Source organism: Methylobacterium sp. Leaf112 (genome assembly GCF_001423295.1).
GTDB lineage: Bacteria > Pseudomonadota > Alphaproteobacteria > Rhizobiales > Beijerinckiaceae > Methylobacterium.
This window is the reverse complement of sequence record NZ_LMNG01000030.1, coordinates 210,530-226,190: the sequence shown is the minus strand read 5'-3', so window position 1 is coordinate 226,190 and position 15,661 is coordinate 210,530. Positions and strand designations below refer to the sequence as shown.

General features: G+C 69.0%; 10 protein-coding genes. 6 read left to right on the top strand and 4 right to left on the bottom strand.

The window, feature by feature from the left end; all coding sequences use genetic code 11:
* Positions 1-99 precede the first annotated feature (99 nt).
* The 6 genes from ASF52_RS14940 (at position 100) to ASF52_RS14915 (ending at position 9,534) form a co-directional block, all read left to right on the top strand.
* On the top strand, positions 100-2,868 hold the full coding sequence (locus ASF52_RS14940; RefSeq protein WP_056173604.1) for an ATP-binding protein: 2,769 nt from the start codon (positions 100-102) through the stop codon (positions 2,866-2,868).
* A 47-nt stretch (positions 2,869-2,915) separates the two neighbouring features.
* A complete protein-coding gene (locus ASF52_RS14935; RefSeq protein WP_056173601.1) occupies positions 2,916-3,185 on the top strand; it encodes a hypothetical protein in 270 nt (89 codons plus the stop codon).
* A gap of 152 nt (positions 3,186-3,337) precedes the next feature.
* Entirely contained in the window at positions 3,338-5,287 is a 1,950-nt protein-coding gene (acs, locus tag ASF52_RS14930; protein WP_056173597.1) for an acetate--CoA ligase, read from the top strand.
* A gap of 121 nt (positions 5,288-5,408) precedes the next feature.
* Positions 5,409-5,717, top strand: a complete 309-nt coding sequence (locus tag ASF52_RS14925; protein WP_056173595.1) for a DUF485 domain-containing protein — start codon at positions 5,409-5,411, stop codon at positions 5,715-5,717.
* A complete protein-coding gene (locus ASF52_RS14920; RefSeq protein ID WP_056173592.1) occupies positions 5,714-7,408 on the top strand; it encodes a cation acetate symporter in 1,695 nt (564 codons plus the stop codon). Before ASF52_RS14925 ends, ASF52_RS14920 begins: the two co-directional genes overlap by 4 nt.
* A 380-nt stretch (positions 7,409-7,788) precedes the next feature.
* Positions 7,789-9,534, top strand: coding sequence for an MFS transporter (locus ASF52_RS14915; protein WP_082479296.1), 1,746 nt, complete (start codon positions 7,789-7,791; stop codon positions 9,532-9,534).
* Between the two features lie 143 nt (positions 9,535-9,677).
* Here the strand turns inward: ASF52_RS14915 and ASF52_RS14910 are convergent, their stop codons facing one another.
* The 4 genes from ASF52_RS14910 to bcsN form a co-directional block, all read right to left on the bottom strand.
* The gene (locus ASF52_RS14910) at positions 9,678-11,030 is read right to left on the bottom strand and encodes a DUF2252 domain-containing protein (protein WP_056173586.1); all 1,353 of its coding nucleotides are present in this window, start codon (positions 11,028-11,030) and stop codon (positions 9,678-9,680) included.
* A gap of 56 nt (positions 11,031-11,086) precedes the next feature.
* On the bottom strand, positions 11,087-12,694 hold the full coding sequence (gene purH, locus ASF52_RS14905; protein ID WP_056173584.1) for a bifunctional phosphoribosylaminoimidazolecarboxamide formyltransferase/IMP cyclohydrolase: 1,608 nt from the start codon (positions 12,692-12,694) through the stop codon (positions 11,087-11,089).
* Between the two features lie 76 nt (positions 12,695-12,770).
* Complete coding sequence (locus tag ASF52_RS14900) at positions 12,771-14,495, bottom strand: heparinase II/III family protein (protein WP_056173581.1); 1,725 nt, start codon at positions 14,493-14,495, stop codon at positions 12,771-12,773.
* A 148-nt stretch (positions 14,496-14,643) separates the two neighbouring features.
* Positions 14,644-15,657 (bottom strand): cellulose biosynthesis protein BcsN, encoded by a 1,014-nt coding sequence (bcsN, locus tag ASF52_RS14895; protein ID WP_056174134.1) that lies wholly within the window; start codon positions 15,655-15,657, stop codon positions 14,644-14,646.
* Between the last annotated feature and the right edge of the window lie 4 nt (positions 15,658-15,661).

Below are 15,661 nucleotides of genomic sequence, written 5' to 3'. Positions count from 1 at the left end.
GTAAACGTGTGGCGCCACCGATTGATGTCCACTCTCCGGCCCGGCTGGGGTTAAGAGAAAACATCCTCTCCATAAGCTCGCCACGTGAAACGGGTGCGAATGTTCGATAACGGGGTCGAAGGGCTTGTCCCGGACGATGCGGCGCTGGGAGCCCTGGTGCGGAGTCTCGGGGGCGAACCGCGCCTCGGGCCGCTCCTGAGCATGCCCGGCTGCGCCCTGCTGATCTTCGACGAGGCCGGTACCCGCCTCGTCCACGCATCCAGTGCGGCACGTCCTTTGGCGCATGCCATCGCGGACGCGAACGGGGTCGTCCTGCCGAGCCTTCGTCTCGCTGCGCAGATCCAGGCGACGCCCCGGCCCGCCCTGACCCGCATCCGGTTCGACCGGCGCGGCCTTGCCCCGCCGACGACCTGTCTCGTGGTTCTGGGGACGGTGTCCGACGGTCGCGTCGTGCGGGTTCTCGTCCTGACGGAGGCCGTTCCCCGACTGCGCCCCGTCGTGCCGGCTGCTCCGAGCGGGCATCCCGAGACAGTCCCGCCCGCCGCGTCCTCCCTGCCTGCGGCGGAGGCCGATGTGCCCGCGGATGTGCCAGCAGAGCCGAGCGCCGTTCCGCGCTTCACCTGGACGACCGATGCGGCCGGCACCCTCGTGCGTGTGGACGGTCCGGCCGGCGCACTCCTGCGCGGCGCGATCGTCGGGCGATCCTGGACCGCGTTGTCGCAAGGCGGCATCGCCCGGGATGCCGAAGGTCTGCTCGCCGTCCTCGCCGCCAACCGCACGTTCCGGGCGATCCCCTTGGGCATCCACCTCGCCGGCCCGAGCCGTGTCGTCGAACTCGACCTGTCCGGGGCGCCGCTGGCGCGCACCGGACAGCCGCCACGCGGGTTCGCGGGCTTCGGCATCGTGCGCGGCGTCGAGGCCGCTGCTGTATCCGAACCCGAAGCGGTCGTCCCGACCCCCCCCACCCCGGTGCCACTCTCCGAGGCCGCACCGCAGGAGGGCCCGACGCAACGACTCGAGACCGCTCCGGACGAGCTGATCTCGGAACCCTCGCCGTCGGAAGCCGCATCCGGCACGCCGGCCCCGGACGTCGATCTGTCCCCGACGACCCAAGAAACACCGGTGACTCAACAAACACCGGTGACCCAAGAAACACCGGTGACCCAAGAAACACCGGTGACCCACGAGTCCCTGACGACTCACGAGCATGCGGCGTTCCGCGAGATCGCCCGCGCCCTGGGTGCGCGTTTCGCCGGCGACGATCTGGCGGAGGCTTCGCGCGACGAGGGACGTGCCAACCCGAGCGGCGCCGTGATGGCATTTCCCGGACCGCCGCCCCGGGCGCCTGAGCCGGAGGAGCCGGCGCCGGACGCGGCCGTGGTCGCCACGCTCGAACGCCTGCCCACGGGCGTACTCGTCTATCGGGGCGACGACGTCCTGTTCGCCAACCGCACGCTCCTCGATCTCGCCGGGTTTCCCGATTTCCCGGCCCTCGTGGCGGCCGGCGGCATTGCTCACCTGTTCCGCGGCCTGCCCCCGCACGAACGCTCGACGAGCGACGCGCCCGCGATCCTGACGGCGAGCGACGGCGCCCATCGCGGCGTCGAACTCCAGCGCTCGGCCATCGATTGGTGCGGCCGCCCGGCCGAAATTCTTCTCGCGCGCGACGCTGTGAGGGACGAACCGGCCCGCGCACGAACGGCCGAGCGGATCGCGCAGGATTTCGCCGCGCGCCGTGCCCAGGACGCCCTCGGCATCCTCGACGCCCTCGACGAGGGGGTCGTCACCCTGGACGACAGCGCCCGCATCCTCGCCCTCAACCGTGCGGCCGCCGCTCTGTTCGGTGCCGATCCCCGCGAGGTCGTGGGTGAGAGTTTCCTCAGTCTGTTCGCGCCGGAAAGCGCCGTCGACGTGCTGGCCGCCACGCATGGCGTTCCCGAACCGGGATCGTCCCCCGGCGAAGCGGCCTGCGAAGTGATCGCCCGCGGGCCGGACGGCCCCCTCCCCCTCCGGCTGACCATCCGCACGGTCCCGCGCGACGCCGAGACCCGGCTCTGCGCGATCCTTCGTCCGCAGCGCGGGCCGGATGTGCGGCTCACCCAGGATGCAGCGGCGTCCTCCTCGGAGGCCCTGCGTCTCGCCGAGACGGCGAACGTTCGGAAATCGGCGTTCCTGGCGCGCGTCAGCCACGCCATCCGGACGCCGATGAGCGGCATCCTCGGGTTCACGGATCTGATGCTCACCGAGCCCTTCGGTCCCCTGGGCAACGAGCGCTACCGCAACTACCTCGACGACATTCGCAAATCCGGTTCGGAGGTTCTGGGCCTCGTCGACGATCTCAACGACCTCGCCCGGATCGAGGCCGGGCATCTCGATCTCGACTTCACCGAGATTCCCCTGAACGATCTCGTCTCGCGCTGCGTCGCTCAGATGCAGCCGGAGGCCGCGCGCGAGCGCATCGTGGTGCGGACGAGTTTCTCAGCCGATCTCGCGCCGCTGCTCGCCGACGAACGCTCCCTGCGTCAGGCGGCCTTGACGGTCATCGCCAATGCGATCCGCTTCACCGAGGCCGGCGGTCAGGTCATCGTCTCCACCACCATGGCCGACCGGGGCGAGATCGCCCTCAGGGTCCGCGACACCGGCATCGGCCTCACGCCCGACGAGATCGAGACCCTGCTGGAGCCTTACCGCGCCGCGCCGGTGCAGGGCCCGCGCCCGGGTGGAGACACCGGCCTCGGCCTGCCGATCACCAAGGCCCTTGTGGAGGCCAACCGCGGCGAGTTCCGGATCACCAGCCGCAAGGACGAGGGTACCCTGGTGGAGATGCTGTTCCCCGCAGCCCAGGCGAGCCGGCGCGCGGAAGGCTAGAACCTCGCGCAGGCTCCGCGCGTTGTCTGAAAAAGCAGGAGGTTCCCATGCTCAGGATCGTATCGAGCCGTGTGTTCCTGGTCGCAGGTCTGATGGCCTTGGCCGCCACCCCCGCCCCGGCGCAGGGGACGGACGCCGCGCCCCTGAAGAACCTCGAATCCGCCGGCGAATTTCGCAACATCACCTCCACCGGGGTGACCAAGCCGCCGGGCCGGGCCCTCGACGGCGCGAGCCCCCGGGAATCCGCCGAGCCGACCCGACGGGAGCGCACCCTCGACCGCAAGATCGGGTCGGGAATCTGCACCGGCTGCAACTGACTGCGCCACCGCCCGATCTTCGGGCAACCTGTCCAGAAGTCTCGCCGGTAAGGTGCTTGCAGCGACTATCCCCCTAAGCATAAGAAGGTTTTGGGAAGCCCCGGCTGCGCGGATCATCGCGATACGATCGGGCACCGCTCAGGGAAAACGTCATGGACGAGAAGGTGGTGGCAGTCCGCACCGAGTGGGTCGAAGGTGCCCATGTGGACGATGCGAAGTATCAGGCCATGTACAGGGCCTCCGTCGACGACCCTGCCGCATTCTGGGGCGAGCACGGCAAGCGGATCGACTGGTCCACACCGTTCACCAAGGTGAAGCAGACCAGCTTCGAGCCGGGCAATATCGACATCAAGTGGTTCGAGGACGGACGTACCAACGTCGCCTACAACTGCATCGATCGCCACCTCGAGACACGCGGCGATCAGGTCGCGATCATCTGGGAGGGCGACGACCCGACGGAATCCAAGCACATCACCTACCGTCAGCTTCACGCCGAAGTCTGCCGGATGGCGAACGTGCTGCGCAATCGTGGCGTCTCGAAGGGTGACCGCGTCACCCTCTACCTGCCGATGATTCCCGAGGCCGCCTACGCCATGCTCGCCTGCGCGCGGCTCGGGGCGATCCATTCCATCGTGTTCGGCGGGTTCTCGCCGGATTCCCTCGCCGGCCGCATCGAGGGCTGCGCCTCCAAGCTCGTCATCACGGCCGACGAGGGCCTGCGCGGTGGCCGCAAGGTTCCGCTGAAGGCCAATGTCGATGCGGCCATCGCGCGTCTCGGCAAGGACGCCGTGGACCACGTGGTGGTGGTGCGCCGCACGGGCTCCGACGTCGCCATGGAGCCGGGCCGCGACGTCTATTACGACGAGGCCGCCGCTCAGGTCACCGACGAGTGCCCGGCCGAGGCCGTGGAGGCCGAGCACCCGCTCTTCATCCTCTACACCTCCGGTTCCACCGGCCAGCCCAAGGGCGTGGTCCACACCACCGGCGGCTACCTCGTCTACGCGTCGATGACGCACCAATACGTCTTCGATTATCGCGAGGGCGAGGTCTACTGGTGCACCGCCGATGTCGGCTGGGTGACGGGGCACAGCTACATCGTCTACGGGCCGCTCGCCAACGGCGCCACGACGCTGATGTTCGAGGGCATCCCGACCTATCCGTCGAACTCCCGCTTCTGGGATGTCGTCGACAAGCACAAGGTCAACATCTTCTACACCGCGCCCACCGCCATCCGCTCCCTCATGGGCGGCGGCGAGGCCCCGGTGAAGCGGACCTCGCGGTCGTCCCTGCGGGTCCTCGGCTCCGTCGGCGAACCGATCAACCCCGAGGCCTGGGAGTGGTACTTCAAGGTGGTGGGCGATTCCCGGTGCCCCATCGTCGACACCTGGTGGCAGACCGAGACCGGCGGCATCCTCATCACCCCCCTGCCGGGCGCCACCAAGCTCAAGCCCGGCTCGGCCACCCGGCCGTTCTTCGGCGTGCAGCCGATCATCGTCGATGCCGAAGGCAAGGTCCTCGATGGTCCGTGCGAGGGCAATCTGTGCATCGCCGATTCCTGGCCCGGCCAGATGCGCACGGTCTACGGCGACCACGAGCGCTTCGAGCAGACCTACTTCGCGACCTATCCCGGCACCTACTTCACGGGTGACGGCTGCCGGCGCGACGCCGACGGCTATTACTGGATCACGGGGCGTGTCGACGACGTGATCAACGTCTCGGGGCACCGGATGGGAACGGCGGAGGTGGAATCCTCCCTTGTGGCCCACGCCAAGGTCTCCGAGGCGGCGGTGGTCGGGTATCCCCATGCCATGAAGGGACAGGGCATCTACGCCTACGTCACCCTGATGGAGGGCGAGGAGGGCTCGGACGACCTGCGCAAGCAGCTCGTGGCCTGGGTCCGCAAGGATATCGGCCCGATCGCGTCTCCGGACCTGATCCAGTTCGCGCCCGGTCTGCCGAAGACCCGCTCGGGCAAGATCATGCGTCGCATCCTGCGCAAGATCGCGGAGGACGAGTTCTCGTCCCTCGGCGATACCTCGACCCTCGCCGAGCCGGCGGTCGTCGACGACCTCATCGAGAATCGCCAGAACCGGACTCACTGAGCGACACCGGTCCGATCATCCGCGCGGGCATTCCGATGCCCGCGCGCCTGCGTTCGCACACACGCTTCGTCACAACGGGATGCTGGTCCGTCAAGAGACAGCGCCCGGGGAGGATCATGTCATGTCGGATCTCGAGACTGCGCGCGTCGCGCAGAATCCGCGTTTCCAAGAGCTCGTCCACGAGCGCACGCGGTTCGGCTGGACGCTCACCGCCATCATGCTGTTGATCTACTTCGGCTTCATCGGCCTCATCGCCTTCGACAAGGCGCTGCTGGCCGTGAAGATCGGCGGCGGCACCGCCTCCCTCGGCCTCGTCCTCGGCGTCACCGTGATCGTGCTCGCCTTCATCCTCACGGGCATCTACGTCCAGCGCGCCAACGGCCGCTACGATGACCTGACCGCCGCGCTGAAGCGGGATCTCGGCCGATGATCCGCCTCCGGCACCCCATCGTCCTCGGCACCACCCTCGCGGGCCTCGCCGCCAGCGTCGCCTACGCGGCCGGCCCGGACCTCGGCAACGTCACGAAATCGGCGACGAACTGGCCGGCCATCGGCATGTTCGCGTTCTTCGTGATCTTCACCCTCGGCATCACCTACAAGGCCGCCAAGGGCACCAAGTCGGCCGCCGATTTCTACGCCGCCGGCGGCGGCATCTCGGCCGGAACCAACTCGCTCGCCATCGCGGGCGATTACATGTCGGCCGCCTCGTTCCTCGGAATCTCCGGCCTCGTCTACACCTCGGGCTTCGACGGGCTGATCTACTCCACCGGCTTCCTCGTCGGCTGGCCGATCGTGCTGTTCCTCATCGCCGAGCGCCTGCGCAATCTCGGGAAGTTCACGTTCGCGGACGTGGCAAGCTTCCGCCTCGACCAGACCTCGATCCGCATCATCTCGGCCACCGGCACGCTTGTGGTGGTGGCGTTCTATCTGATCGCCCAGATGGTCGGCGCGGGGAAACTGATCCAGCTCCTGTTCGGCCTGCCCTATCTCTACGCCGTCATCATCGTCGGCGTGCTGATGATCGTCTACGTCGCCTTCGGCGGCATGAAGGCGACCACATGGGTGCAGGTGATCAAGGCCTGCCTGCTGCTGGGCGGGGCCACCTTCATGGCCGGCGCGGTGCTCTACCGCTACGGCTTCAACCCCGAGACCCTGTTCGCCGCCGCCGTCGCCACGCACCCGAAGGGTGACGCGATCATGGCGCCGGGCGGCCTCGTCAACAACCCGATCGAGGCGATCTCGCTCGGCGTCGGCCTGATGTTCGGCACCGCCGGCCTGCCGCATATCCTGATGCGCTTCTTCACTGTGTCGGACGCCCAGGCCGCCCGCAAGTCGGTGTTCTATGCGACCGGTCTGATCGGCTACTTCTATATCCTCACGTTCATCATCGGGTTCGGTGGCATCTCCCTGCTGATGTCCGATCCGGCCTACTTCAACCTCGATGCGGCCGGCGCCTTCGACAAGCTGAAGGGCATGATCGGCGGCACCAACATGGTGGCGGTGAACCTCGCCAACGCGGTGGGCGGTCCGTACTTCCTCGGCTTCATCTCGGCCGTGGCCTTCGCGACCATCCTGGCGGTGGTGGCGGGCCTGACCCTGGCGGGTGCCTCTGCGGTCAGCCACGACCTCTACGCCCAGGTGATCGCCCGCGGGCGCACCAACGAGGCGGCGGAAGTGCGTCTCTCGAAGATCGCCGCCGTCGTCATCGGCATCGTGGCGATCTACCTCGGGTACGTCTTCGAGAACCAGAACGTCGCCTTCATGGTGGGCCTCGCCTTCTCGGTGGCGGCGAGCTGCAACTTCCCGGTCCTGGCCATGTCCATCCTGTGGAAGGGCACGACGACCTGGGGGGCGCTCATCGGCGGTCTCGTCGGCCTCGTCGCAGCCGTCGGTATGGTGGTGCTGTCGAAGGCCGTCTGGGTGACCACATTCGGCAATCCGGTCGCCATCTTTCCCTACGACAACCCGGCCCTGTTCTCGATGCCGCTCGCCTTCCTGACGATCTTCGTCGTCTCGAAGCTCGACAACACCCGTCGGGCCCAGGCCGAACGGGCGTCGTTCGAGGCACAGTTCATCCGCTCGGAGACCGGAATCGGTGCCGACGGAGCGCACGCACACTGAGGCTGCGAGGACGGAAAAGCTCGAGATCTGAAGGGGCGCGGCGCAATCCGCGCCCCTTCACGCATGGGTGGACGCTTTAATCCTCGCCCAGAACAAAAAATAATTGTCATTTCACCGAATTCGTTTCGAATTCGGTACTCTCCGTTGCTGCGGCGCTATTGGGCGAAATCGAGGCGTCGCTTAGCATTCGGCCCGACGCATTCAGGAACGTCGCTCGCGGACCTGGGGCCGGTTCATGCCACCCCGGGCCACGACAACTTGGATACGCACAAGGGTCCAACAGCTACGGGCGGACAACGTTCGGGCGATCGAAATACTGGAGAAACGTCGTTATGGTTGCGTCAAGCGCAATGCCCGTCAGCGATTCGGCCACGCGGCCGATGAGTGCTGGCGAGAAGAAGGTCATCCTGGCGTCCTCACTCGGCACCGTGTTCGAGTGGTATGATTTCTACCTCTATGGTTCGCTCGCAGCGATCATCGGGGCGCAGTTCTTCTCCGCCTACCCGGAAGCCACGCGCAACGTCTTCGCCCTGCTGGCCTTCGCCGCCGGCTTCCTCGTGCGTCCGTTCGGTGCCCTGGTGTTCGGCCGTCTCGGCGACATGGTCGGCCGCAAGTACACCTTCCTCATCACCATCCTGATCATGGGCATCTCGACCTTCGTCGTCGGCCTGCTGCCCTCCTACGCGACCATGAACGAGTACGGCGTCGGCTGGGTCGCCCCCGTCGCGCTGCTGGCTTTGCGGATGCTGCAGGGCCTGGCGCTCGGCGGCGAGTATGGCGGTGCGGCGGTCTACGTGGCCGAGCACGCCCCCCGCGGTCGGCGCGGCTTCTACACCGCCTTCATCCAGACCACGGCGACCCTGGGGCTGCTGCTGTCGCTGATGGTGATCCTGTTCACCCAGATCTACGTGAACGCCAACTACGCCCCCGTGGCCACCACCCTGGCCGACGGCACGGCCGGCACCATCACGCCGTTCGCCGCCTGGGGCTGGCGCATCCCGTTCCTGGTCTCCATCGTGCTGCTCGGCGTCTCCGTCTGGATCCGCCTGCAGATGCAGGAGAGCCCGGCCTTCAAGAAGATGAAGGAAGAAGGCACTGGCTCGAAGGCGCCGCTCTCCGAGGCGTTCGGCCAGTGGCGTAACGCCAAGTGGGCCCTCCTCGCCCTGCTCGGCCTCACCGCCGGCCAGGCCGTGGTCTGGTACACCGGTCAGTTCTACGCGCTGTTCTTCCTGCAGACGATCCTGAAGGTCGACCAGTTCACCGCCAACGTGCTCATCGCCTGGTCGCTCATCCTCGGCACCGGCGGGTTCCTGTTCTTCGGCGCGCTCTCCGACAAGATCGGCCGCAAGCCGATCATCCTCGGCGGTTGCGTGATCGCGGCACTGACCTTCTTCCCGCTGTTCAAGGCGCTGACCGCTGCGGCCAATCCGGCCCTGCACGCGGCCCAGCAGAACACCCAGGTGGTGGTGAAGGCCGATCCGGCGGATTGCTCGTTCCAGTTCAATCCCGTCGGCACCGCCAAGTTCACCAACTCCTGCGACATCGCCAAGGCGCTGCTCGCCCGGTCCGCGGTGAACTACACCACAGAGCCGGTCGCCGCCGGCACCAAGGCCACCGTCACCGTCGCCGGCAAGGAGTTCGCCGCCGCCGATCCGGCCTTCGCCAAGGATGTCGGCGCCGCCCTCACCGCCTCCGGCTACCCGACCGCCAACAACCCCAGCATCGTGAAGATCGTCATCGACCCGAAGGACGGCCTGTCGAACTTCGCCAAGATGATCGACATTTTCTCGGCCCAGAAGCTGACCATCATCGGCATCCTGACGATCCTCGTCCTCTACGTGACGATGGTCTACGGCCCGATCGCGGCTGCCCTGGTCGAGCTGTTCCCGACGCGAATCCGCTACACCTCGATGTCGCTGCCCTACCACATCGGCAACGGCTGGTTCGGCGGCCTCCTGCCGGCCACTGCCTTCGCCATGGTGGCCCAGACCGGCGATATCTACTTCGGCCTCTGGTACCCGATCGTCATCGCCCTCGCGACCGCCGTCATCGGGGCCCTGTTCATCCCCGAGACCAAGGATCGCGATATCTTCACCTACGACGAGGCACCGGCCCGCTCGGCCTGAGCCTCATGGACCCCGAAGGGGGACGATATCCGACACATTCGTCCGGACGTCGCCCGCCTTCGGGCAGCGGATGAGAAAAGGCCCCGTCGCAGGACGGGGCCTTTTTCGTCGGATGCGAGCGGGATCGGCCGGAGCCGGCGTTCTCACCCCTCCGCGTCGACCATCGCGGCGTGATCGGCCTGAGTCTGCCGCGCGTAGCGGATGGCGAACTCGGCGATGGCCTCGTCGAAGGCCGACCCCCGTCCGAGGTAGCCCGCGATGGTGGTCGCGTCGCCGGAGCGCGCATGCGCTCGCGCGAGGGTGGTTCCGCACAGCTTCGCGTAGGCCTTCGCCCCGCTCTCGGCGAGGATCTCGGCCACGGCCGAGAGCTTCTTGTTCTTCAGCTGCCGCACGTAATAGGAGCGGCCGCTCGGCCCGGAATGGGACGTGCCGAGAAACGGGTCGCTCGCCGCCTGCATGATGCGCTGCCCGTCGATGACGCGCTGGCCCTCCGACGCAAGGAAGAACGGGCTCAGGGCCAGGGGAGCCAGAACCGAGGGCCGCGCTTCCTTGATCTGAAGGAACAGCGGCGCCCCATCGGCATCGGCGTAGATCCCGACGGCGCAGACCGTGCCCACGGAGCCGATCCCCACGACCTTGAAGGCCACGTCGCGCTGAACGTAGCGCAGCACCAGGAGGTTGCGGTCGGCGGTCAGGCTCTGCGGGTAGGTCAGCAGCGCCGCCGCCGCCTCGTCGACCGCCTCGGTCAAGCCGTTCGCACCGGCATGGAAGATCGTCGGCGCCTTGTCGGCGATGCGCCACTGCGCCGGGTCGGAACGCTGTGTGGCCGGATCGAGGTCGGGCGCGTCCCCGTGGCTGAGGCCGTCGGAGGTCTCGGTGGCGGCCTTGGCCAGGAGACTGCGGCAGAGGTCGCCATCGCCGAGGCGTCCGATCTCGTGGTCGAGGTCGATCCGGCTGTGCCAGACGCTCAGCGGAGCCAGGTCGGAGAGCGTCCGCATATGCTCGCGGTAGGCCCGCACGCCGGCCCGGGCCGCGCGGCGCGCCTTGTCCTCGCCTTGCGACAGGGCCGCGACGGCGACGCTGGCGGCGAGGCGCTTCACGTCGATGGTGAAGTCGACGTTCCACAAAGTCTCGTCGAAATCGTTGATGTCGAACAGGGTCTGCCCTTCGGGGCTGCGATACACCCCGAAATTGCCGATATGGCAGTCGCCGCAAGCCTGGACCGGGATGCCCGGCGCCGGCGCACCGACGAGGTCGGCGGCCATCACGGCGGCGGCCCCGCGCAGGAAGGCGAAGGGGTTCGCCCGCATGCGCTCGTGGCGCAGGGGAATGAGTTCGATGAGCCGGCCGGAATCGCCGGCGTTCAGGATCGCCAGGGGATCGCGACCCGGCGCCGGCTGCCATTCGGCGTGGGACTCGCGCGGCACCGAATCGCGCAGGCGCTTGCCGGCCGCGCGGCGCTCGCCACGGCGGGATGAGGTCTGGGTGTCGGTCATGGAGGTAGGCCTCGGTCGGGATGCGGCACGTTGCGCGGGCGGCGCGCCCTGCGAGATCAGTGCCGGAAGTGGCGGTGTCCGGTGAACACCATCGCGAGGCCGGCGGCGTCGGCGGCGGCGATCACCTCGGCGTCCCGCATGGAGCCGCCCGGCTGGATCACCGCCGTCGCACCCGCTTCGGCCGCGGCGAGGAGGCCGTCGGCGAACGGGAAGAACGCATCTGAGGCGACCACCGCACCCTCGGCGAGGCTCTCGGCGGCTCCGATGCGCGCCGCACCCTCGGCGGCCTTCCAGGCGGCGATGCGGGAGGAATCCACCCGCGACATCTGCCCGGCGCCGATGCCGACGGTGGCGCCGTCGCGGGCATACACGATGGCGTTCGACTTCACGTGCTTGGCGATGCGGTAAGCAAAGCGCAGGTCGGCGTATTCCCGCTCGGTGGGCGCGCGCTTCGTCACCACATCCAGCGGCATGTCGTCGATGACGGCGGCATCCCGGTCCTGAACGAGGAAGCCGCCGGACAACGTCTTCACCGTCTCGCCGGTCGCGCGCGGGTCGGGCAGGCCGCCGGCGAGGAGCAGCCGGAGGTTCTTCTTTCCCGCCACGATGGCGATGGCCTCGGGGCTCGCATCGGGCGCGATGATCACCTCGGTGAAGATCTCGACGATCCGCGCCGCGGCCTCGGCGTCCAGGGTCCGGTTCAGGGCGACGATGCCGCCGAAGGCCGAGGTCGGGTCGCAGGCGAGGGCCCGCTCGTAGGCCTCGACGAGGCTCGCACCCTCGGCGACCCCGCACGGATTGGCGTGCTTGATGATCGCCACCGCGGCGATGCGGGCGGGATCGAACTCGGCCACGCATTCGTAGGCCGCGTCGGTGTCGTTGAAGTTGTTGTAGGACAACTCCTTGCCCTGAAGCTGGCGCGCGCTGGCGATTCCGGCGCGGACGAGCCCCGGCGCCCGGTAGAAGGCGGCCTTCTGATGCGGGTTCTCGCCGTAGCGCAGGCTTTGCGCGAGGCTCCCCCCGATGGCGCGGAAGGCCGGAGCCGAGGTCCCGGCCGTGCCCTCGCCCTGCCCTGCCATCCAGTTGGCGATGGCCGCGTCGTAGGCGGCGGTGCGCGCGAAGGCCTTGCCCGCGAGCGCCCGGCGCGTGCCGCCGCAGAGGGAGCCCCCCTGGGCATCGAGCTCGGCGATGATCGCGCCGTAATCGGCGACATCGACCACCACGGCCACGTCGGCGTGGTTCTTGGCCGCCGCGCGGATCATCGCCGGACCGCCGACATCGATGTTCTCCACGCAGTCGTCGTAGGATGCGTCACGCGCGATGGTGGCCTCGAACGGGTAGAGGTTGACCACGAGGAGGTCGATCGCGGCGATGCCGTGAGCGGCGAGCGCGGCTTGATGCTCGGGATTGTCGCGCACCGCCAGGAGGCCGCCATGGACCGCCGGGTGCAGGGTCTTGACCCGTCCGTCCATCATCTCGGGGTAGCCGGTGAGATCGGCGACTTCCGCCACAGGCAGGCCCGCGGCCTGGAGTTCGCGGTGGGTGCCGCCGGTGGAGACGAGGGCGATGCCGCGTGCGTCGAGGGCCCGGGCGAACGCGACGAGCCCCGCCTTGTCCGAGACGGAAAGGAGCGCGCGGGTCACCCGCACCTGATCATGCGACATGGAAGGCTGTCCGGTCGAAAGCGATGGAACCGCCCGGCGCCTAACACGAAATCCCGGCAGGCGACCAGGGTGGTCCTCAGCCCGTCGTGGGTGTCGCCCTGGCGAAGCGCCAGCGCACACGGGTGTCCTCCGAAACCGTGAGGTAGAGGACGATCTGGTCCGTGCGTCGTGCGCCCGTCAGCCCGGCGAAGTAGACGCTCTCTTCCAGGGCCATCTGCGCGCCCTCGGCCTCGACATGCCAGACCTCGCCGATGGGCGAGACGAGCTCGAGGCCGCCCTCCTCTCGGCCGCGGGCGGCGATGGCGGGGTGGAGGTGGAAGCGGATCGCGACCTCGTGGGCCCTCGCGCGTGCCGACCCCGACCGTACGAAGGCATCCTCGCCTTCCACAACCGACCCGTCGGCGGCCAGGCGCCAGCGCCGCTCGTGGACGAGGCCGAAATCCGGGACGTAGCCGTCGTGGCGGGCGGCGAGCACCCGCGTGCCGTCGGGATCGAGGGTGCGCTCCGCCTTCACGGCCCTAGGGCCGCGCAGGACCACGGGCCCGATGCGGCTGGCGAGCCACGTCACCGCCCAGCGCTCGTACCAGGCCCCGCCCCCGGTGAGGAACCGGCACGAAGAGGAATCGGCGATGGTCGCCGTGGAATGGGCGGCGGTGCTGCGGGCGAGGCGCCGGAGTTCCGGACCGCTCGCCGGCAGGCCGCAATTGATGACGATGCGCTGGGGGCCGCTCGAGAATTCGAACGAGAGGCAGCCCGCTCCGGCGTTGATCGAGTCGACCAGCGGCGGCGGCGCACCGACATCGGCGACCAGGAGCACGCGGCCGGCCTCCAGGCGCTCGTAGCCCGAATTCGGCGCGTGCATGAGGGGCTGGGCCATGGCACCGTCATAGACCAGCAGGGTGGCCAGATGGTCGGCGGCGGTGGCGCCCATGCCGTTGAAGTGGCTCAGCGAGGCGTCGGCGTGGCGCAGGAGCCGCAAGAGGGGCAGCATCCGGTCGACGGCGTGAAGCAGCGCCTCCGGCGGGTCGATGCCGCGCCCAAGGAAACTTTGGCGCAGGGGCAGGAGGTCGAGGAGCAGCTCCATGGCGAAGCGCGGATCGCGGCTGCGGTGGCCGCCATCCGGCATGATCTGACGTTCGAGTTCGCGCACGAGGATGCGCGTGGCTCGCCTCAGGATCGGCTGAATGCCCTCGCAGCACAGCCCGGCGTAGCAGAGCGCGACGGCGGCGAGCAGCCGGGTCTGGGGCGAGATCCCGCGCCGTAGGTCGCGCTCGAGATCGCGCGCAGTCCGGCCGATGGTCTTGAGGAAGGCCTGATAGAAGGCGTGGTCGGCCCCCTCCAGCACCAGGGGGGACTGGCACAGGAAGGCGATGAGCCGGCGGGCCGCCACGGGCGTCGGTTTGGCGAGCCCCGCCTCGCCGCGCCCGGCCATGAAGTCGGCCACGAACGCACGGGCGTTGGCGCGGGCCAGGGCCGTGTCGGCGGCGCGCAGGTGGCGCAGCCAGCCGAAACCGTAGAGGGCGTCGGCCCATTCGGGGGATGGCGGCGCGTAATCGAACGGCGAACGCCCGCTGACGGAAAGGGACCGCCCGGCGAAGACGAACAATCCGGCATAGATGTCGTCCGCGAAAGTGGCATCGCTGGTGCGCAAGTCATGAGGCGCGATGACGAGGCCGGTGACCCGGGCACCCGCAAGAATATCGGGTCGTCCGGTGGCGCCCACATAGATATTGCGTGCAACCTGAGCGACCTCGCGGCCGATCAGCCGATAGAACCGCCAGCGATCAGCCCCCCAACGCACGCCGTCTCCCTTCCCGAAGGGCCGGCATATGGCCGGATTCCCTCGCCCTCAACCTAGGCCGTGCGTCTTAAGGGTTGGTTAACCTCATAAGACGGGGCGGTCGAGGGGGCGTGATCGCGATCGCGGGAAAGACGCCGTCGCGGGCGTTTCAGCGAGGGCTGCGCTGGCCGGGGCGATAGGCCTGGGCTGGAAGGTCCGACGATACGGCCTCACCGCCCGTCGGCCGCCCGACCGGATTGGGCGCGGGCGTCGGAACCCCGCGGGCCGGCGCCTCGGGCTGCTGGATCACATCCGTGATGTACCGGCCGCCGGGCGCGGGACCCGGTACGGCACCCGGCACCGGACGGGTGACGGGTGCCGCGACAGCCTCGTTCGAGGGCGCCGGGGCGATGAATCGGCGACCGGCCGCTTCCGGTACGGCGCCGGCCTTGGGCGCGGGCTCAGGTCTCGTCCGTGCCTCGACCGGCCGCGGCGGCGTGGCGCGCTCCCTCCGCGCCGTCTCTGCGCCCGCGACCGGGCGGGGGCGGCGCCGGATGCGGGTGGGCTCGGTGCCGGCAGGCGCGATCCCCACATCCGCCTGGGGACGCGCCACGAGGTCCAGTCTCATGCTCTCCACGGCTGCGATGAGGTCCGGCAGGCTGGCCTGCTCGGTCCGGCACAGGCGGATGCGGAGCGACAGCGCCCCGATGGGATCGGGTCGGCTCAGGGCGCCGAACAGGCGCGGTCGGCCGGAGGCCTGCATCATGGCGGGGGTCAGGTCGATCCACTGCCAGGCGTAGAGACAGTCGGCACCCACGGCCATGCCGACGGGGCCGTAGGCGTTCCGGCGCGGAACCGGAAGCACGCGCAGGATCTGACCGGGAAACAGGGCGGCGATCTCGGCGTCGATCCCGGCGCGGTTCGGCCGCGCGAGGTTCGCTGGAAAAGCCAGGACGAGATCGGCGGTCTGAGTGCGCAGGGCGAGATTCGCCGCATTCGTGCCGGTGCCACCGCCGAACTGGATGCGCTGGTCGAAGCCGTCGCGCACGAGGGTGTCGTTCGTGGCGACCACCCGCCCGGCGCCCGGCAGGCGCAGCACGGGCGCCGCCTGCGCCGCCGGGCCGATGGCGAGCAGGGCCAAGGCCGCGGTGGCGGCGAACCGGGCAGCAGGAAATCGGCGCACGTGG